Origin of the sequence: Simplicispira metamorpha, assembly GCF_004341365.1 — a bacterium.
GTDB lineage: Bacteria > Pseudomonadota > Gammaproteobacteria > Burkholderiales > Burkholderiaceae_C > Simplicispira > Simplicispira metamorpha.
Window position 1 is genome coordinate 35,609 of record NZ_SLXH01000003.1, and the last position, 17,659, is coordinate 53,267.

Here is a 17,659-nt window from a genome sequence, read left to right on the forward strand (position 1 = left end):
GCTTGCGCCCTACCGTCCGGCTTTTTTTCGCCCGTTTTTTGTGCTCATGGCGCCACAAGCGCTCCGAACGCACCCCCTGCAAGACCACCCGGAAGGACTCCACCATGCTCGACGACCAACTCAAAACCCAACTTGCCGCCTACCTGGAGCGCGTGCAGCAGCCCTTCGAGCTGGTGGCATCCCTGGACGACAGTGAGACGGCGCGCGACATGCGCGAGCTGCTGACCACCATCCAATCCCTGCGCAGCGACAAAATCACCCTGCGTACCGACGGCAACGATGCGCGCAAGCCTTCGTTCACGCTGCAGCGCGTGGGCAGCACGAACAGCCTGCGTTTTGCCGGCCTGCCGCTGGGCCATGAGTTCACCTCCCTCGTGCTGGCATTGCTGTGGACGGGCGGCCACCCGCCCAAGGTGGAGCAGGATGTGATTGAGCAAATCCAGGCGCTGGAGGGCGACTTCAACTTCGAGGTCTACATGAGCCTGAGCTGCCACAACTGCCCCGACGTGGTACAGGCGCTGGCGCTGATGGCGGTGCTCAACCCCCAGGTCAAGACCACCGTGATCGAAGGCGGTGCCTTCCAGCAAGAAGTGACCGAGCGTGAAATCATGGCTGTGCCCATGGTGTTCCTGAATGGCCAGGTGTTTGGCTCGGGCCGCATGACCATCGAAGAAATCGTGGCCAAGCTCGATACCGGCGCTGCGGCGCGCGATGCCGCCAAGCTGTCGGCCAAAGAGGCGTTCGATGTGCTCATCATCGGTGGTGGCCCCGCTGGCGCCGCCGCTGCCGTGTATGCCGCGCGCAAAGGCATTCGCACCGGCGTGGCCGCCGAACGCTTTGGCGGCCAGGTCAACGACACGCTGGGCATTGAAAACTACATCTCGGTGCTGGAAACCGACGGCCCCAAATTTGCCGCTGCGCTGGAGGCCCACACCCGCGCCTACAACGTCGACATCATGAATTTGCAGCGCGCCGAGGCGCTGATTCCGGCCAGCCAGCCCGGCGGCCTGATCGAGGTCAAGCTGGCCAACGGCGGTGCGCTCAAAGCCAAGAGCGTGATCCTGTCCACTGGCGCACGGTGGCGTAACGTCAACGTGCCCGGTGAGGCCGAGTACAAAAACAAGGGCGTGGCCTACTGCCCGCACTGCGATGGCCCGCTGTTCAAGGGCAAGCGCGTGTCGGTGATTGGCGGTGGCAACTCGGGCGTGGAGGCCGCCATCGACCTGGCCGGTGTGGTGGCGCACGTCACGCTGGTGGAGTTTGCCGAGCAGCTCAAGGCCGACGCCGTGCTGGTCAACAAGCTCAAAAGTCTGCCCAACGTCACCATCCACACCAACGCGCAGACCACCGAAATCACCGGTGCTGAAGGCAAGGTCAACGGCCTGAAGTTCAAAGACCGCGCCACTGGCCAGGAGCACCTGGTGCCACTGGAAGGCGTGTTCGTGCAAATCGGCCTGGTGCCCAACACCGACTGGCTCAAAGGCACGGTGAATCTGAGCAAGTTTGGCGAGATCGAAATTGATGCCAAAGGCCACACCAACGTGCCCGGCGTGTTTGCTGCGGGCGATTGCACCACCGTGCCTTACAAGCAGATTGTGATTGCCGCTGGCGCTGGTGCCACGGCCGCGCTGAGTGCGTTTGACCACCTGATCCGCGCCTGAGCACCGGCGATCTGAAGCATGGGGAGGACAGGGTTGTTGAAGCACTCTGTTCTGCCATGGCACCGCCCGCTTGGCTGATCTACGTCCACTGAGCCCCGCTACGTGCGGGGTTTTTTTATTCACCCTTTTTATTTAATACAAATCGTTCTCATTTGTGTCTCTATAATTCGCACGAACTTCTACAGGTCTGCCTTTTATTTGCGATGCTGAATTTCTCTTTTCTTCGCTCTGCGCTGTGGCTGCTGATGGTCGTGTCTGCGGTCGGCGCTGTGCAGGCCCAAGACACGCAAAGCCTTTCTCCCGTGGTGGTGACGGCAACGCGCAGCGAACGCGCCATCGACGAGTCCACCGTGCCCATTGAGGTGGTTGCGCGCGAAGAATTGGATCTCACCCATGCGCGCACCCTGAAGCAGGCGCTGGAGAACGTGCCCGGCCTGCAATTGCGCGAGGTGCATGGCAAGTCTGGCTTTGAACTATCGCTGCAAGGTCTGAGCGCTGACCAGGTGCTGGTGTTGATCGACGGTTTGCCAATTTCGGCCAGTACCGGCTCCACGGTGGATTTGAGCCAGTACCTGTTGACACAGGTCGAGCGTGTGGAAGTGGTCAAAGGTGCCAGTTCTGCGCAGTACGGCAGTGCGGCCATGGGTGGCGTGGTCAACGTCATTACGCGGCGCATGCAGCCGGGCTGGGGTGGCACTGTGGCGGTGGATGCGGGCAGCTACGGGCGCCAGAACGACAGTGGCCGCAGCGCCAGCGCCAATAGCCGCCATGCCCGTTTTGACTTGGCGGGCGGTGCCTCGACTTGGCGCCTGGGCTTGTCGGGCGACGTGTTGGACGATGCCGGTTTTGGCTTGCACCCTGCGGAGTGGGTGCGCCAGGGCGATGCCAGCAAGCGCATCCAGCTGGCTTCCCGTGGCGAATGGCTGCCGCGCACCGGCATGCGCTTTTGGGCCGAAGCGGGGCGTTACACCGAAGCGGATGTGCAGCGCTATGCGTATTTTGTGCCGCCCCACTACGTGCCCCAGCGCAAAACCGAGGACATCACACGCCACCGTGCAGTGCTGGGCGGTGACTGGCGCCTGGACAGCGGTGTGCGCCTGCAAGTCAAGGCGGTGAGCGAGCGCTACGACAGCGCCTCGCAGGCGTATTCGGATACCGTGGGGGTGGGCCAGCGTCGTTCGGTGCAGCAAACCGATCACATCACGACCCAGATCGAGTTGCCTGCCTGGGGCCCGCAGCTGTGGATGCTGGGCACCGATTGGCACCGCGAAACGCTGAACCAGACACGCAATGGCGCCTCTGAGCTGGGGCTGCGTGGGCGTGTCCAGCGCAGTAGCCGGGAGGTATTTGTGCAAAACAACATCCTCTGGAGCGACCGCTGGGAAGTGCTGCTGGGCATGCGCGGCCAGCACGATTCGGATTTTGGTGGACATGCCGCTCCCAAGGTCAGTGTGCGCGGCAACGTGTTTGAGCAGGGCGACTGGAAGGGCGTGCTGCGCGCCAGTATTGGCATGGGCTACCGCGTACCCAACCTCAAAGAGCGCCACTACCTGTTTGACCACAGTGCGCTGGGCTATGTCGTGGTGGGCAACCCCTTACTCCAGCCAGAGTCATCGACCAGCCTGCAATGGGGCGGCACGCTGAGTCTGGGGCGCACCTGGAGCCTGGATGTCAACGCGTTCCACAACCGGATCAAACACATGATCCAGACGGACCTGGCCAACGCGACCACCGTCAATGGCGTCACGGCCTACACCTATGCCAACGTGGCCCGCGCCCGCACAGCGGGGATCGAAAGCAGCCTGCGCTGGCGTGCCACCCCTGCGCTGCAGTGGCAGCTGGGCTACACCCGCACCGCCACGCGGGACTTGGTGCAGGGCGGTGAACTCACCCGCCGCCCGCGCGACATGGTGCGCCTGGGCGTGGACTGGAAAGCCCAGCCCGGCACCACCGTGGCACTGCGTGCGCGCTACCAAAGCGATGAGCTGGTCAGCGCTGCCAGCGGCGCGCGTTCTCCTGCCTGGAGCGCGCTCGATCTGAGCCTCAACCACGAGATGGGCGACGGGCTCACCTTGTTCATCGGTGCCAACAACCTGTTCGACCGCCAGCGCGATTTCGCCAGCCCCAGTGACTTCGGGCCTATCGCCGGGCGCTTTGTCTATATCGGCGCCAAGTGGGCGTTCGGGCCATCCAACCATTGACCTCAGGAGATTTCATGACCGACCGATCCTTTTACCTCTGGCCCACGGCACTGGCTGCTGTGCTGCTCAGCGCTTGTGGTGGCAGTGGCGACAGCCCCGAGCCCCCCGTCGTACCGCCCGTGAGCGATGCGAGCAAGTTCACAGAAAAAGCCACCTGGACGTTCGAGTTGCCCGCTGCCGGTGCCTCGCTGTGCTACGACTTCAATGCCAAAGCGCAGGTGCCCGGTTGCAGTGGCAATGCGTGGGACATCCAGGTCAAAAGCGGCGGGCGCACCGCTGAACTGCTCACCAACAGCGGCCCCAACGGCAGCGGTGCGGGCGGTGCGTTTGGCAGCCCGTTCACCCACACCTGGGCCGAATTGCAGACCTGGAAGAGTGCGCTGACCGACCCCAAAGGCAGCGCCATCCCGGCGAACCTGTACTTTCCCGATGCGGCCAAGAACGTGTTTACCGGCGGCAACATGATCCAGTCGTCCGCCTTTGAATATGGCCTGGGCGGCGACAGTGACCATTTGCTCTACCCCAACTACCGCGTGTTCCTGGTCACCACGCAAAACACACTGGCCGATGCAGTGGGCACGGCTGCTGCCCCCGTCTATGCATTGCAGTTGCTGGGCTATTACGGCGGTGCAGGGGGAACCGCATCGGGCCACCCCACGTTCCGCTGGCTTGATCGCACCAGCCAGCAAATTCGCACAGCCACCGTCGATGCCTCGGCTGGCTGGGTGTACTACAACCTCACCACTGCCGCCACCGTGCCTGCCAGCGGTGACTGGCATGTGGCTTTCAACCGCTACACGATCAAGCTCAATGGCGGCACCTCGGGCAGCGGCAAGGTGGGTGGTTTTGTGGGCGCTACCCCCGCAGGTTTTTATGGGCCGGATGGCACCACGCCCGTGGTCGCCAAGTTCAAGAGTGCGGTGCCCGCCGATACGCTGGCCGACCTGACCAGCGTGCTGGCCACGCCTGCCAATGCTGGTGCCTGGGTCAAGGACTCGGTGTCATCGCAGCTCTCGCCCGCTTACACCGGCACCTACCCGGAGCCGCTGGACTACGGCTGGTTCAGCTACTACCCCACCGATGCCGGTGCCCTTGCTGCAGGTCTGGCAGGCCAGCACCAGCTCAAGGCCAACCCCGAACGCGCCACGCTGGTGCGCTCGGGTGAAGGCAACAGCTACGCGCGCCTGCACCTGACCCGCATCGCCTACGCCCCCGTAGCCGCCGGGGCCAAGCCCTACATCGGCACCCAGACCTGGACGCTGGAGATGGACATACAGCCGCCCGCCCCCTGAAGGCACTGCGGTGGCCGGGCCAGCCCCATACGGTATGGCCCGCTCTATGCAACGGACAACAAGGAGAGAGAGATGAAAAACTGGTTCGACTTATCTACCGCCCGTGCGCCCTTTGCACGGCAGGCGCTGGCCGGGGTGGCCGCATGAGCGCGGTGATGGCGGTGGCCGGGCACGGTACGCCCGCACTACAGACCGGATTGCACGCACAGTTGGCAGCGGCGCGCCGCTCGGGCTTGCGGGCCCGCGAGGCAGCCCACAGCCTGGGCCTGAGCGAAGGGGCTGCCTTGGCCGCGCATGCCGGTGTGGTGGAAGGCGCATTGCAGGTGACTGCGTTGCACGGCCCTTGGGTGGAGCTGCTACAGGGCCTGGAAGCCTGTGGGCCGGTGATGGCGCTCACGCGCAACGACGCAGCCGTCCATGAAAAAACGGGCGTTTACCGCAATGTGTCGGCAGAAGGCCCAGTGGGCCTGGCCCTGGATGCAGACATCGACCTGCGGCTGTTCTTCCGGTCGTGGCACGCAGGCTATGCGGTGCAAGAGGCCGCAGCCCAGCCCGGCCAGGCGCCCCAGCACAGCCTGCAATTTTTCAACGCACAGGGCTTGGCGATCCACAAGGTGTTTGCCCGCGCCGCCACCGACCTGACCGCCTGGAATGCGCTGGTAGCCCGCTTTGCCGATCCGCAGGCCGCGCCCGCCGTGTTTGCTGCTGCCACGCCACCCAAACCACTCCGGCCCGATAGCGAGATCGATGTGGCTGCCTTGGCCGCAGACTGGGCTGCCATGCAGGACACGCACGAATTCTTCACGCTGTTGCAGCGCCACGGTGTTGAGCGCCAGCAGAGCTTCCGTTTGGTGGAAGGCAGCTTCGCGCAGCGTGTTCCCTGCACGGCAGTGTGGCGCTTGCTGGCCGAGGCCGCTGTGGACGGCACGCCGATCATGGTGTTTGTGGGCAGCGGCGGCTGCATCCAGATTCACTCGGGCCCGGTGCAGCGCGTTGAACCCATGGTGCGCGGCGATGTGTGCTGGCTCAATGTGCTTGACCCCGGCTTCAACCTGCACCTGCGTGAAGACCTGATCGACAGCGTCTGGGTGGTAGAAAAACCCACTGTCGATGGCATCGTGACTTCGGTGGAAGTGTTCGATGCGCAATCCGAGTTGATCGCGATGTTCTTTGGCGTGCGCAAGCCCGGTAGCCCTGAGTTACCGGCATGGCGTGACCTGGTGGGGCGCCTGCCACGCTGAAGTGCTGCAAGGCCAATGCCACTGGCGGCATTGGCCTGGGGCGGCGCTGGTGCAGGGGTTTTCTGCGCCAGCGCCCTGGCCTGTGCAGTGGGCGCCACAGGGCGCTCGTTCTTGTTTTCCGATTTTTTGCCATATCCAGCTATGCCTCACGAATTTTGGCCCTCCCACCCCCAGCGTCGGCAGTGGCTGCGCAGCCTGGGTGCCGTCCCGCTGCTGGCCTGGTCTGCCACCCGCGCCGCGCCTGCGGCTGCACCGGCCCAAGCAGTGGCTGCCCAGCGCTTGGTGGCGCTGGGCGGTGCGCTCACGGAAGTGGTCTATGCCCTGGGCGCCGAGGGCCAACTGGTGGGCACCGACACCACCAGCCTGTACCCCGATGCCGCCCTGAAAACCCCCAAGGTCGGCTACATGCGCCAGCTCTCTGCCGAAGGGCTGCTGTCGCTGCGCCCGGATGCCGTGGTCGGCACCCACGAGGCCGGCCCCCAGGTGGTGCTGGACCAAATCCGCAGCGCTGGCGTGCGCGTGGAGCTGGTGCAGGCCGACCACAGCTGGGCCGAGGTACAGCGCAAGCTGCAAGTGGTAGGGCGCTTGACTGGGCGCACTGTGCAGGCGCAGGCGCTGCAAGCCACCCTCGATGCGCAGTGGGCGCAGGTACAGCAGCAGGTGGCGCGCACGGCGCAGCGCCCGCGCGCGCTGTTCATCCTGGCGCACGGCGGCGCGCCCATGGTGGCTGGTGTGGGCACCGCTGCCGATGCGGTGATCCGCTTTGCCGGTGGCATCAATGTGGCGGCGGGTTTTCAGGGCTACCGTCCGCTGACCGCAGAAGCCATGGCCAGCGCCGCGCCCCAGGTGCTGCTCAACAGCAGCCAAGGGATGGAGGCACTGGGAGGCGAGGGCGCCTTCTGGCAGAGGCCCGAACTGGCGCTCACGCCCGCCTTCCAGCGCCGCGCCCTGGTGGCGATGGAGGCCAACCACCTGCTGGGCTTTGGCCCACGCCTGCCGCAAGCGGTGCGTGAGCTGCACACCCGCATGCTGGCGCTGCTGGCATGAGTGGCGCACTGGGCGCCGCGCGCGCGTTGCACCCCAGCGGGCGCCTGCCGCCGCGCGCGGCACTGCTGTTGGGCCTGATATTGGCGCTGACCGCACTGGTGGCAGGCAGCGCACAGGGCGCCTATGCCATCGCGCCTGCGCAGCTGTGGCAGGTGCTGGTGCAGCTGGTGTCGGGCCAGGGGGAGGCGGGGCCCGAATACCTCGTCTTCGTCAATATCCGCCTGCCACGCCTGTTGCTGGGCATGGTGGCGGGCGCTGGACTGGGCCTGGCTGGGGCGCTGATGCAGGGGGTGTTTCGCAACCCGCTGGCCGATCCGGGCCTGATCGGCGTCAGCAGCGGCGCCGCGCTGGCCGCCGCCGCCGCGATTGTGCTGGGCGGCTGGTGGTTTCCCGAGCTGCCGCGCAGTCTGGGCAGCTGGACGCTGGTCGGCATGGCCTTCACCGGCGGTCTGGGTGTCACGCTGCTGATTTACGCGCTGGCCCAGTCGGGCGGCGGCACCCGCATGGGGCTGATGCTGCTGGCGGGCATTGCTGTCAATGCGCTGGCCATGGCGGGCCTGGGGTATTTGAGTTTTATCTCCAGTGACGAGCAACTTCGCAACCTGCAAATGTGGCTGCTGGGCAGCCTGGGCGGCGCGCGCTGGGGCGCTGTGGGCTTGGTGGGTGCTGTGGTGCTGCTGGCCTCGGGCGTGGGCATGACGCTGGCACGATCGCTCAACGCCATTGCCTTGGGCGAAGCGCAGGCCATGCTGCTGGGCGTACCCGTGGAGCGCACCAAGCGCCTGGCCGTGCTGGTGACGGCACTGGCCGTGGGCGCCGTGACAGCCGCCACCGGCATCATCGGCTTTATTGGTTTGGTGGCCCCGCACTGGGTGCGCCTGGTGGCCGGGCCAGACCACCGCGTGGTGCTGCCGGGTTCGGCGCTGCTGGGCGCGGCGCTGGTGGTGGCCGCAGATGCCGTAGCGCGCACGGTGGTGCAACCGGCTGAGCTGCCGCTGGGCGTGCTGACCGCCTTCATCGGCGTGCCGCTGTTTTTGGCGATGCTGCGCCAGTTCAAGGGCAAGGTATGAACACACTGGAATGCCACGCGCTGGGCGTGGGCTTGCCCGGTGGCCCCCGGCTGGCCACCGTGGATGCGGCGCTGCAACCGGGGCGCTTTACCGCCATCCTCGGGCCCAATGGCGCGGGCAAAAGCACACTGCTGGCCATGCTCTCGGGCCAGCGCGCGCCGCAGGCAGGCGAGGTGCGCCTGGGCGACCGGCCCCTGCCGCGCTACACCCCCGCGCAACTGGCGCTGGTGCGCGCGGTCATGCCGCAGGAGAACGCCGTGGCCTTTGACTTCACGGTGCAGGAGGTGGTGGAGTGGGGTCGCTTTGCGCACCGCATGGCGCCCAGCCCGCACGAGGGCGCCATCGCCTTGCGCGCCCTGGAGGCCACGGGCGTAGCGCACCTGGCGCAGCGCAACATCAACACCTTGTCGGGCGGCGAACGCGCCCGCGCCCACCTGGCACGCGCATTGGCGCAAATCTGGGAGCCCCGCCCCGACGGCGCAGCGCGCTGGCTGCTGCTGGACGAGCCCACCGCCGCCCTCGACCTGGCGCACCAGCACCAGGCCATGCGCCTGCTGCGCCGCTGGGCGCAAGAACAGGGCGTGGGCGTGGTGGCCGTACTGCACGACCTGAACCTGGCACTGCGCTACGCCCACGACGTGCTGCTGCTCGACAGCGGCCAGTACCGCTACGGCCCAGTGGCGCACACCCTCACCGCCGACGCCATTGCCCAGGTCTGGCAGGTGGCCTGCACCCCCGTGCCCGCCCCCGACGGTGTATTGCAGTACCTGTTTTCTTCAGATTAACCGTAAAAAGTGGCTCCAGCCCTTGCTAGATGAGCGCGAGCAGCTATCAAAATAAAAGCGAAGGGGCTGTGTCAAACAGCGCCGCCGCTTTTGGTTTTATATCTCTCACAGATAGCGGATTGATCTACGAGTCTTTCTGAGCACTATGTTCAACACGGTACACCCCAAGGTAGGCCATAGGGGTTGTTGAAATGCTTCTATATTCATAGCTGCTTGCGCACGTCCCGAAAGGCTTACAGCCGTTTTTTATTAAATTTCCAGGGGCGCGCTGCGGCCTCAGTAACTCAGCCGCTCGGGCCGGATCTCTTGCAGGATGGTGGTGGCAATCTCTTCGATGGACTTGGTGGTGGACGACAGCCAGCGGATGCTGGCGCGGCGCATCATGGCCTCGGCCTCGGCCACCTCGTGGCGGCAGTTGGGCAGGCTGGCGTAGCGCGAGTCGGGGCGCCGTTCGCTGCGGATTTCGGACAGGCGCTCGGCGCTGATGGTCAGGCCAAAAATCTTCTTTTTGTAGGGCACCAGCGCAGGTGGCAGCTGGCGGCGCTCAAAATCTTCGGGAATCAGCGGGTAGTTGGCCGCCTTCAGGCCGTGCTGCATCGCCAGGTACAGGCTGGTGGGCGTCTTGCCGCTGCGGCTCACGCCCACCAGGATCACGTCCGCCTCTTCCAGGTTTTTGTGGCTCTGGCCGTCGTCGTGGGCCAGGCTGTAGTTGATGGCCTCAATGCGGTCGTGGTACTCCTTGCTTTTGCTGATGTCAGAAAAGCGCCCCACGCGGTGGTGCGACTTGATACCCAGCTCCACCTCCAGCGGGTGGACAAAGGTGCCAAACATGTCCAGCAGCATGCCTTTGCAGCCCTCCTGAATCACCTTGAGCACTTCCATGTTTACCAGCGTGGTGAATACGATGCTCTTGCGTCCCTCCAGCTCCGCCGTGTGGTTGATCTGGCGCACGGCCTGGTGGGCTTTGTCCACCGTGTCGATGAAGGGCAGGCGCACGCGCCGGGGCACGATCTCGAACTGCGCCAGGATGGCATTGCCAAAGGTTTCGGCAGTGATGCCGGTGCCGTCAGAGACAAAAAATACGGTGCGTGTGTGCATGTTTCAACCCAGCCCTCCAGGGGCGGTGCAAACTGAAGTCAGTGAGATGAGAGAAGTCCGGAGTGCGAACTCTACAATGCTGCGGATTGTCCGAATTCTTGACCATGCACCCGCCCGCAGCCCATAAACACAACAACCAAGCTGCATGGGTGCCTGGCTGCCCGTCCGCGCGTTGGCACGCGCGCTGGCATTGACCCTGTTTTAACTTCTGGAGCTTTCCCATGTCTGCACTTTTCAGCCCGACCGCCCTGGTCGTCCCGTTCGAGCAATTGCGCATGACCGATGTCGAATCGGTCGGAGGCAAGAACGCCAGTTTGGGCGAAATGATCTCGCAATTGCCCCAGGGCGTGCGCGTGCCCACCGGTTTTGCCACCACGGCCCATGCCTTCCGTGAATTCTTGGCCTTCGAGGGCCTGGCCGACAAGATCAGCGCCAAGCTGGCTGCGCTGGACGTAGAAGACGTGCGCGCCCTGGCCGCTGCCGGTGCCGAAATCCGTGGCTGGGTCGAAAACCATCCCTTCCCGGCGGATTTGGAAGCCGCCGTGCGCGCCGAGTTCGCCCAGCTCTCGGCTGGCAACCCGCAGGCCAGCTTTGCCGTGCGCTCGTCGGCCACGGCAGAAGATTTGCCCGACGCCTCGTTTGCCGGTCAGCAAGAAACCTTCCTGAACGTGGTCGGCATCGAAGACGTGCTGCACAAGATGAAAGAGGTGTTTGCCTCGCTCTACAACGACCGCGCCATCAGCTACCGCGTCCACAAGGGCTTTGCCCATGACGTGGTGGCCCTGTCGGCGGGCGTGCAGCGCATGGTGCGCTCGGATTTGGGCGCGGCGGGCGTGATGTTCACCATCGATACTGAATCGGGCTTTGAAGAAGTGGTGTTCATCACCAGCAGCTACGGCCTGGGCGAAACGGTGGTGCAGGGCGCTGTCAACCCCGACGAGTTCTACGTGCACAAGCCCATGCTGAAGGCGGGCAACAAGGCCGTGATTCGCCGCAACCTGGGCAGCAAACTCATCCAGATGGTGTTTGCCACTCCCGAAGAAAAAGCCGCCACCGGCAAGCTCATCCAAACCGTGGATGTGCCCACCGAGCAGCGCAACCGCTACTCGCTGACCGATGCCGATGTGGAGCAACTGGCCCACTACGCGCTGGTGATCGAGCAGCACTATGGCCGCCCCATGGACATCGAGTGGGGCAAAGACGGCACCGACGGCCAGCTCTACATCCTGCAAGCGCGCCCCGAAACCGTCAAAAGCCAGTCCAAAGGCCAGGCCGAGCTGCGCTACAAATTGAAGGGCACCGGCCCTGTGTTGGCCGAGGGCCGCGCCATTGGCCAAAAAATCGGCACCGGCCCGGTGCGCCTGGTTCACAACATCTCCGAGATGGACAAGGTGCAGCCCGGCGATGTGCTGGTCACTGACATGACCGACCCCAACTGGGAGCCGGTGATGAAGCGCGCCAGCGCCATCGTCACCAACCGCGGTGGCCGCACCTGCCACGCCGCCATCATTGCGCGCGAGCTGGGCATTCCGGCCGTCGTGGGCTGTGGCAACGCCACCGACAAGCTGCTGGACGGCACGCTGGTGACGGTGAGCTGCGCCGAGGGCGACACAGGCCGTATTTACGACGGTCTGCTGGAAACCGAAGTGACCGAAGTGCAGCGCGGCGCCATGCCCCCCATCAAGACCAAAATCATGATGAACGTGGGCAACCCGCAACTGGCCTTTGACTTTGCCCAGCTGCCCAACGAGGGCGTGGGCCTGGCGCGGCTGGAATTCATCATCAACAACAACATCGGCGTCCACCCCAAGGCCATCCTGGACTACCCGAACATTGATGCCGACCTGAAGAAAGCTGTCGAATCCGTGGCCCGGGGCCATGCCAGCCCCCGTGCTTTCTACGTGGACAAAGTGGCTGAAGGCGTGGCCACCATTGCCGCCGCTTTCTGGCCCAAGCCCGTGATCGTGCGCTTGTCGGACTTCAAGAGCAACGAGTACCGCAAGCTCATCGGCGGCAGCCGCTACGAGCCCGAAGAAGAAAACCCCATGCTGGGCTTCCGTGGTGCAGCGCGCTACGTCAGCGCCGAGTTTGGCGAAGCCTTTGCCATGGAATGCGAGGCGCTCAAGCGCGTGCGCCACGACATGGGCCTGACCAACGTCCAGATCATGGTGCCCTTTGTGCGCACCCTGGGCCAGGCCGAGCGTGTGACGCAATTGCTGGCGCAGCATGGCCTGAAGCGCGGCGAGAACGAGCTCAAGCTCATCATGATGTGCGAGATCCCGAGCAACGCCATCCTGGCCGATCGCTTCCTCGAATTCTTTGATGGCTTCTCCATTGGCTCCAACGACCTGACCCAGCTCACGTTGGGCCTGGATCGCGATTCGGGCCTGGAGCTGCTGGCCGCTGATTTCGACGAGCGCGACCCCGCTGTGCAGGCACTGATCCACCAGGCCATCAAGGCCTGCCGGGCGCAGGGCAAATACATCGGCATTTGCGGCCAGGGCCCTTCAGACCACCCTGACTTTGCGCAGTGGCTGGCCGACGAGGGTATTTCTTCCATCTCGCTCAATCCCGACAGCGTGATTGCCACCTGGCAGCAACTGGCTGGCTGAGTCTGGCCCCTGTGCCGTGATTCGCGTCACCCCAGCCCCTGACAGCACCAGCGCCAAAGCGGCGCGGCCTTTTGCGCCCGATCTGCACGATGCCCGCCACCTGCAGCTGAAGGGCGTGCTGCTGCTGGTGTGGGCTGCGGTGTCTTTTGGGGTGTGCTTCTTTGCCCGCGATTTGCACCACTGGGTGGTCGCCGGATGGCCTTTGGGCTATTGGGTGGCCGCGCAGGGTGCGGTGGTGGTGTTCATGGTGATCGTGGTGGTGTATGCCATGGCCATGAGCCGTTTCGAGCGCCAAGACCAGCAGAGCGCATCGGCCATTGCCCCCCCAGGCCAGCCGCCGCATGGCTGAGCACGAGCCCGGCACCGGTACAGCCTACCTGCACCGGCTGCACCGCACGCTGGCGCTGTATGTGGTGGGGGTGCTGGGCTTTTTGGCCCTGATGGCCTGGGCCGAGCAGCGCGGGCTGTCGCGCCAATGGATAGGGCCCATTTTTCTTTTTCTTACCGTGATGGCGTATGCCGCCATTGGGGTGTATGGGCGCACCGCCGACTCGGAAGAGTATTACGTCGCCGGTCGGCGCATTCCGCCCATGTACAACGGCATGGCGGCGGCTGCCGACTGGATGAGTGCCGCCTCGTTCATCAGCCTCTCCGGGGCGCTGTACCTGCAAGGCTTCTCGGGCACGCCGGGGCAGGCTGGCGGGCTGGCCTACCTGCTGGGCTGGACGGGGGGCTTTTGCCTGGTGGCGATTTTGATCGCGCCGCACTTGCGCGCCATGGGCCTGTACACGGTTCCCGAGTTTTTTCATGTGCGCTTTGGTGGGCGCTTGCCCCGCAGCATTGCCGCGCTGGCGGCTGTCGTCTGCTCCTTTATTTACCTGGTGGCGCAGATTTACGGCGTGGGCCTGATTGCCTCACGCCTGACCGGTGTGCAGTTTGAAATCGGCATCATGCTTGGCCTGGGTGGTATGTTGCTGTGCTCTTTTTTGGGTGGCATGCGCGCCATCACCTGGACGCAGGTGGCGCAGTACGTGGTGCTGTTGCTGGCGTTTTTGATCCCGGTGTCGTGGCTGGCCTACAAGCAATTGGGCAACCCGCTGGCCCCGCTGGTGTATGGCCAGCACCTGGGCAAAATCGCCAGCCTGGAAGAGCAACTGCTGGCCTCGCCCGCCGAACAACAGGTGATTGCGGGCTACCTGCGCCGTGCCCAGGACTTTGAAGCGCGCTTGCAGGACGTGGACGCTGCCCTGGAGCGCCAGCGCCAGGCCACGCAGGAGCGCATCCACCGCCTGCGTGCCCAGAATGCCGATGTGGGCCTGATCGTCGCTGCCAGCCGCGAGCTGGCCGCCATGCCCCGCGACGCCGACACCGCCCGCGAGCGCTGGACGCGCGAAATGCGCGAAAACTACGCCCGCGCCCAGCCCCTGGGCGGCCTGCCGCGCCACAGCCAGGCCTACGCTGGCGACCCCGACGGCACAGCGCAAGAGCAGGCCGACTACCGCGACACCCGGCGCAACTTTCTCGCCCTCATGTTCTGCCTGATGGTGGGCACCGCTGGTTTGCCGCACCTGCTCACGCGCTACTACACCGTGCCCAGTGTGGCCGGGGCCCGCTCCTCCGTGGCCTGGTCGCTGTTTTTTATTGCCATTCTTTACCTCAGTGCGCCTGCGCTGGCGGTGCTGGTCAAGTTTGAGGTCATGAACAACCTGGTGGGCAGCCATTTCGATGCCCTGCCGCACTGGATGGCGCAGTGGGCGCGGGTCGATGCCTCGCTGCTGTCGATTGAAGACATCAACGGCGATGGCATCGTGCAGTTTGGCGAAATCCACCTGGGTGCCGACCTCATCATGCTGGCCACGCCCGAGCTGGGTGGCCTGCCCTACGTGGTGTCGGGGCTGGTGGCGGCGGGAGGGCTGGCGGCTGCCCTGTCCACCGCCGATGGCCTGCTGCTGACCATCAGCAACGCCCTGGTGCGCGACCTGTATTTTGGCGACCGCCCCCGCGACGCCTCGCCCGAGCAGCGCGTCATCCTCACCAAGTTCACGCTGCTGGCCGTGGCCCTGGCGGCGGCGTTTGTGGCGGCGCTCAAGCCCTCGGACATTCTGCCGCTGGTCACGGCCTCGTTTTCGCTGGCGGCATCGGCCTTTGTGCCGGTGATGGTGCTGGGCATTTTCTGGCGCGGCACCACGCGCCAGGGCGCCGTAGCGGGCATGTTGGGCGGGCTGGGCGTGGCGGCGTATTACATGCTGTCGCATGTGCCCGCACTGCGCGCTACGCTGGGGCCGTGGTTGCTGGCCGACGGGCTGTGGTGGGGCATACAGCCCATCTCGGCAGGCGTGTTTGGCGTGCCCGCCGGGCTGGTGCTGGCCGCGCTGGTCAGCTGGATCACCCGCCCTGCGCCCCACCGGCCTCCGGTGCGCCTGGAGATGTAGGCGCCCACAAAAAAGCGGCCCGCAGGCCGCTTCAGTCAGAGCACAGGGCAGGGCGCTTCAGCGGCCCACCTTCAGCAGCTCCACATCAAACTTCAGCGTGGCATTGGGCGGAATCACGCCGCCTGCGCCGCGCGGGCCATAGCCCAGTGCCGAAGGGATGATCAGCGTGCGCTGGCCACCAATCTTCATGCCCTGCACGCCTTCGTCCCAGCCCTTGATGACCATGCCGGCGCCCAGTGCAAACGAGAACGGGTCTTTGCGGTCACGGCTGGAGTCAAACTTGGCGCCTTGCACGCCGTCGTTGTAGAGCCAGCCTGTGTAATGCACCGTGACCTGCTGGCCGCTGGTGGCCTCAAGGCCCTCGCCGGGCGTGGTGTCTTCGTATTGCAGGCCGGAGGCAGTGGTGGTGAAGGCCATAGGGAATCCTTTTTACTATTAAAAATGTAGCTGCTTGCGCTTTCTGCTATTGGCTTGGAGGCCAATTGGGCCCCAAGCCCTGGTGGCAGCGCTTATTTCTTGGCGCGCCCAGCGGCCCAGCGGTTGGCAAAAGCCTGCACATCGTTGAGGCGCTTGAGCAAGTCGGCGCCCACGGGCGTGACGGTGTAGCCCTCGCTGCCGTGGTCGACCAGGCCCGCCTCGCGCAGCTCTTTGATGCGGGTATTGAGCGTGTTGGGCGTGATGCCGCCCACGCTGTCTTGCAGCAGCCGGAAGGTTTGCGGATGGCCATCGCGCAGCGCCCACAGCACGCGCAGGGCGTAGCGGCATTCGAGGCGTTCAAACAACTGGTTGATGGCGGCGTTTTCCTTGGAGCTCATGAAGCTTCTCCTTGCGCAATGGGTGGTTTACAGGGGTGCGGCGCACTATAGCGCCGAATCCTCCGTGCTACAAGTTTAGTAGCTCCAAACGCTGACCCACTCTGCGCAAAGCTCTAAAAACATTACAAGCCCAAAAAGTGTTGTGGTGTCGCCACGATTGGCCCCGCCCACTTGGCGCAGCGGCCAACACACCGCGCGCCTGCCTTAGAATCGCGCCGCTGCGGCGTTAACTCAGCTGGATAGAGTACCCGGCTTCTACCCGGGCTGTCGGGGGTTCGAATCCCTCACGCCGCGCCATATGACCATCTCAGGTCACACCTGCTGATTGGCACGCAGCCATCCATTGCGCCAACTCCCAGTAACGTACCGCCGAGTTCTCGTTATCGAAGTAGCCGGATAGACGAAGCGTATCGCCCTGTAGTCGAACGCCAGCAGGGTGCAAGACCGCGTTATGCCCCGTCCCCAAGACAGCGGTGATGCCCGGGTCTTGTGCGCACAGTGCGTAAAGCCCCCGCAGCGGCCCTGAAGCACAGGCAAGCTCCAGATTTTGCAAGAAGTCCGGCAGGCTTGGCGGCGATTGCAGGCGAAACCGCAGTTCCAGCAGCGAAGCGCCGGTGTAGGGGATGAGGGTGTAATTGACCGCAAAACGCCCGGCGTCCAGCCAGGGCAGCAGTTGTGGCCCCATGCGCTCCAGCGTGCAGGCTTGCCGCCGTGGATGTGCCTCCATCCGGTGTGCGGGCTGGTTGTGGATGACCTGAACCTCTGCTTCCTCTACCCCATAGCGTCGATGTACCCAGTGCGCCAGCGGCACGAAAGCATTCACGGTGCAGGAGCCGTAGGACAGCACTTGTGCATCACTGCGCCAGTCTGCCGCGTTGTACCCCATCACCAGCGTTTGGTCTGCATCCCAGCATGTTGCCGATACCAGCACACGCTGCGTTTTTCCGTGCAAGAAGGCGCGGCATTGTTCGGCAGTGGGGTAGCGCCCTGAGCACTCCAGCCAGACGTCTGCTTTGCCCCGCCACGGTAGCTGGGTGGCCGGGCCATGAAAGAAAGGCAGGTGATGGCGCTGCCCGTCGAGACGGGTAAGCGCTATCGATCCATCCTCCACGGCGGGCTGCGCCGCCGCAAAATCCAGACGGTCGTGCGTTTGCAACAAATGGCAGACGCCATGGACATCAAGCACTTCGTCGCACCAGTAGCCCAGCGTAAGGTGCGGCGCATGGCGCAACCAGGCATCCAGCAGATGCTGCGCAAAGCGCCCAGCACCGTGCAACACGGCGCACTGCAAAGCAACGTTACCCATCCCGTCCCGCTCCTCCCTGAGGTGGATGTTATTTCAATTTTGATAGCTGCTGGCGCACGTTCTATAAGGCTTCAGGGTAGATTAGGCTATTAATTCTGG

General features: G+C 64.6%; 14 protein-coding genes and 1 tRNA gene. 11 read left to right on the top strand and 4 right to left on the bottom strand.

Features of this window, described 5'->3' with window-relative positions; genetic code table 11:
- Positions 1 to 104 precede the first annotated feature (104 nt).
- The 7 genes from ahpF to EV674_RS02410 all read left to right on the top strand — a co-directional run bounded on the left by ahpF (position 105) and on the right by EV674_RS02410 (position 9,297).
- Positions 105 to 1,661, top strand: coding sequence for an alkyl hydroperoxide reductase subunit F (gene ahpF, locus EV674_RS02380; protein ID WP_119013934.1), 1,557 nt, complete (start codon positions 105 to 107; stop codon positions 1,659 to 1,661).
- Between the two features lie 203 nt (positions 1,662 to 1,864).
- Positions 1,865 to 3,862: a TonB-dependent receptor plug domain-containing protein gene (locus EV674_RS02385; protein WP_241524976.1), complete on the top strand. Its 1,998-nt coding sequence runs from the start codon at positions 1,865 to 1,867 to the stop codon at positions 3,860 to 3,862.
- Positions 3,863 to 3,876: 14 nt separating this feature from the next.
- Complete coding sequence (locus tag EV674_RS02390; RefSeq protein ID WP_119013912.1) at positions 3,877 to 5,154, top strand: HmuY family protein; 1,278 nt, start codon at positions 3,877 to 3,879, stop codon at positions 5,152 to 5,154.
- Between the two features lie 143 nt (positions 5,155 to 5,297).
- Positions 5,298 to 6,395: a hemin-degrading factor gene (locus EV674_RS02395; RefSeq protein WP_374761690.1), complete on the top strand. Its 1,098-nt coding sequence runs from the start codon at positions 5,298 to 5,300 to the stop codon at positions 6,393 to 6,395.
- Positions 6,396 to 6,536: 141 nt separating this feature from the next.
- Positions 6,537 to 7,442: a heme/hemin ABC transporter substrate-binding protein gene (locus EV674_RS02400; protein WP_119013913.1), complete on the top strand. Its 906-nt coding sequence runs from the start codon at positions 6,537 to 6,539 to the stop codon at positions 7,440 to 7,442.
- Entirely contained in the window at positions 7,439 to 8,512 is a 1,074-nt protein-coding gene (locus EV674_RS02405; protein WP_119013914.1) for a FecCD family ABC transporter permease, read from the top strand. Before EV674_RS02400 ends, EV674_RS02405 begins: the two co-directional genes overlap by 4 nt.
- Positions 8,509 to 9,297, top strand: a complete 789-nt coding sequence (locus tag EV674_RS02410) for a heme ABC transporter ATP-binding protein (RefSeq protein ID WP_119013915.1) — start codon at positions 8,509 to 8,511, stop codon at positions 9,295 to 9,297. The genes EV674_RS02405 and EV674_RS02410 overlap by 4 nt, the downstream gene beginning before the upstream one ends.
- A 276-nt stretch (positions 9,298 to 9,573) precedes the next feature.
- Here the strand turns inward: EV674_RS02410 and ppsR are convergent, their stop codons facing one another.
- Positions 9,574 to 10,395 (bottom strand): posphoenolpyruvate synthetase regulatory kinase/phosphorylase PpsR, encoded by an 822-nt coding sequence (gene ppsR, locus EV674_RS02415; RefSeq protein WP_119013916.1) that lies wholly within the window; start codon positions 10,393 to 10,395, stop codon positions 9,574 to 9,576.
- Positions 10,396 to 10,616: 221 nt separating this feature from the next.
- Here ppsR and ppsA point away from each other — a divergent pair, with 221 nt between their 5' ends.
- Genes ppsA through EV674_RS02430 form a run of 3 tightly spaced genes read left to right on the top strand, consistent with a single transcriptional unit; the run spans position 10,617 to position 15,439 of the window.
- On the top strand, positions 10,617 to 13,007 hold the full coding sequence (gene ppsA, locus EV674_RS02420) for a phosphoenolpyruvate synthase (RefSeq protein ID WP_119013917.1): 2,391 nt from the start codon (positions 10,617 to 10,619) through the stop codon (positions 13,005 to 13,007).
- Between the two features lie 16 nt (positions 13,008 to 13,023).
- Positions 13,024 to 13,356, top strand: a complete 333-nt coding sequence (locus EV674_RS02425) for a DUF4212 domain-containing protein (protein WP_241524977.1) — start codon at positions 13,024 to 13,026, stop codon at positions 13,354 to 13,356.
- Positions 13,349 to 15,439, top strand: coding sequence for a VC_2705 family sodium/solute symporter (locus tag EV674_RS02430; protein WP_119013938.1), 2,091 nt, complete (start codon positions 13,349 to 13,351; stop codon positions 15,437 to 15,439). The genes EV674_RS02425 and EV674_RS02430 overlap by 8 nt, the downstream gene beginning before the upstream one ends.
- Before the next feature lie 57 nt (positions 15,440 to 15,496).
- On the opposite strand, the gene EV674_RS02435 is transcribed toward EV674_RS02430, so the two are convergent.
- Positions 15,497 to 15,856, bottom strand: coding sequence for an FKBP-type peptidyl-prolyl cis-trans isomerase (locus EV674_RS02435; RefSeq protein ID WP_119013918.1), 360 nt, complete (start codon positions 15,854 to 15,856; stop codon positions 15,497 to 15,499).
- Between the two features lie 92 nt (positions 15,857 to 15,948).
- Positions 15,949 to 16,254: a winged helix-turn-helix transcriptional regulator gene (locus EV674_RS02440; RefSeq protein WP_119013919.1), complete on the bottom strand. Its 306-nt coding sequence runs from the start codon at positions 16,252 to 16,254 to the stop codon at positions 15,949 to 15,951.
- 220 nt (positions 16,255 to 16,474) lie between these two features.
- Here EV674_RS02440 and EV674_RS02445 point away from each other — a divergent pair.
- A tRNA-Arg gene (locus EV674_RS02445) sits at positions 16,475 to 16,551 on the top strand.
- A gap of 10 nt (positions 16,552 to 16,561) precedes the next feature.
- On the opposite strand, the gene EV674_RS02450 is transcribed toward EV674_RS02445, so the two are convergent.
- A complete protein-coding gene (locus EV674_RS02450; RefSeq protein WP_119013920.1) occupies positions 16,562 to 17,560 on the bottom strand; it encodes a hypothetical protein in 999 nt (332 codons plus the stop codon).
- Positions 17,561 to 17,659: the final 99 nt, after the last annotated feature.

Bases quoted from the DNA above. Each gene is read 5' to 3' on its own strand.
- ahpF (WP_119013934.1), top strand. From the start codon at position 105: ATGCTCGACGACCAACTCAAAACCCAACTTGCCGCCTACCTGGAGCGC.
- EV674_RS02385 (WP_241524976.1), top strand. From the start codon at position 1,865: ATGCTGAATTTCTCTTTTCTTCGCTCTGCGCTGTGGCTGCTGATGGTC.
- EV674_RS02390 (WP_119013912.1), top strand. From the start codon at position 3,877: ATGACCGACCGATCCTTTTACCTCTGGCCCACGGCACTGGCTGCTGTG.
- EV674_RS02395 (WP_374761690.1), top strand. From the start codon at position 5,298: ATGAGCGCGGTGATGGCGGTGGCCGGGCACGGTACGCCCGCACTACAG.
- EV674_RS02400 (WP_119013913.1), top strand. From the start codon at position 6,537: ATGCCTCACGAATTTTGGCCCTCCCACCCCCAGCGTCGGCAGTGGCTG.
- EV674_RS02405 (WP_119013914.1), top strand. From the start codon at position 7,439: ATGAGTGGCGCACTGGGCGCCGCGCGCGCGTTGCACCCCAGCGGGCGC.
- EV674_RS02410 (WP_119013915.1), top strand. From the start codon at position 8,509: ATGAACACACTGGAATGCCACGCGCTGGGCGTGGGCTTGCCCGGTGGC.
- ppsR (WP_119013916.1), bottom strand. From the start codon at position 10,395: ATGCACACACGCACCGTATTTTTTGTCTCTGACGGCACCGGCATCACT.
- ppsA (WP_119013917.1), top strand. From the start codon at position 10,617: ATGTCTGCACTTTTCAGCCCGACCGCCCTGGTCGTCCCGTTCGAGCAA.
- EV674_RS02430 (WP_119013938.1), top strand. From the start codon at position 13,349: ATGGCTGAGCACGAGCCCGGCACCGGTACAGCCTACCTGCACCGGCTG.
- EV674_RS02435 (WP_119013918.1), bottom strand. From the start codon at position 15,856: ATGGCCTTCACCACCACTGCCTCCGGCCTGCAATACGAAGACACCACG.
- EV674_RS02440 (WP_119013919.1), bottom strand. From the start codon at position 16,254: ATGAGCTCCAAGGAAAACGCCGCCATCAACCAGTTGTTTGAACGCCTC.
- EV674_RS02450 (WP_119013920.1), bottom strand. From the start codon at position 17,560: ATGGGTAACGTTGCTTTGCAGTGCGCCGTGTTGCACGGTGCTGGGCGC.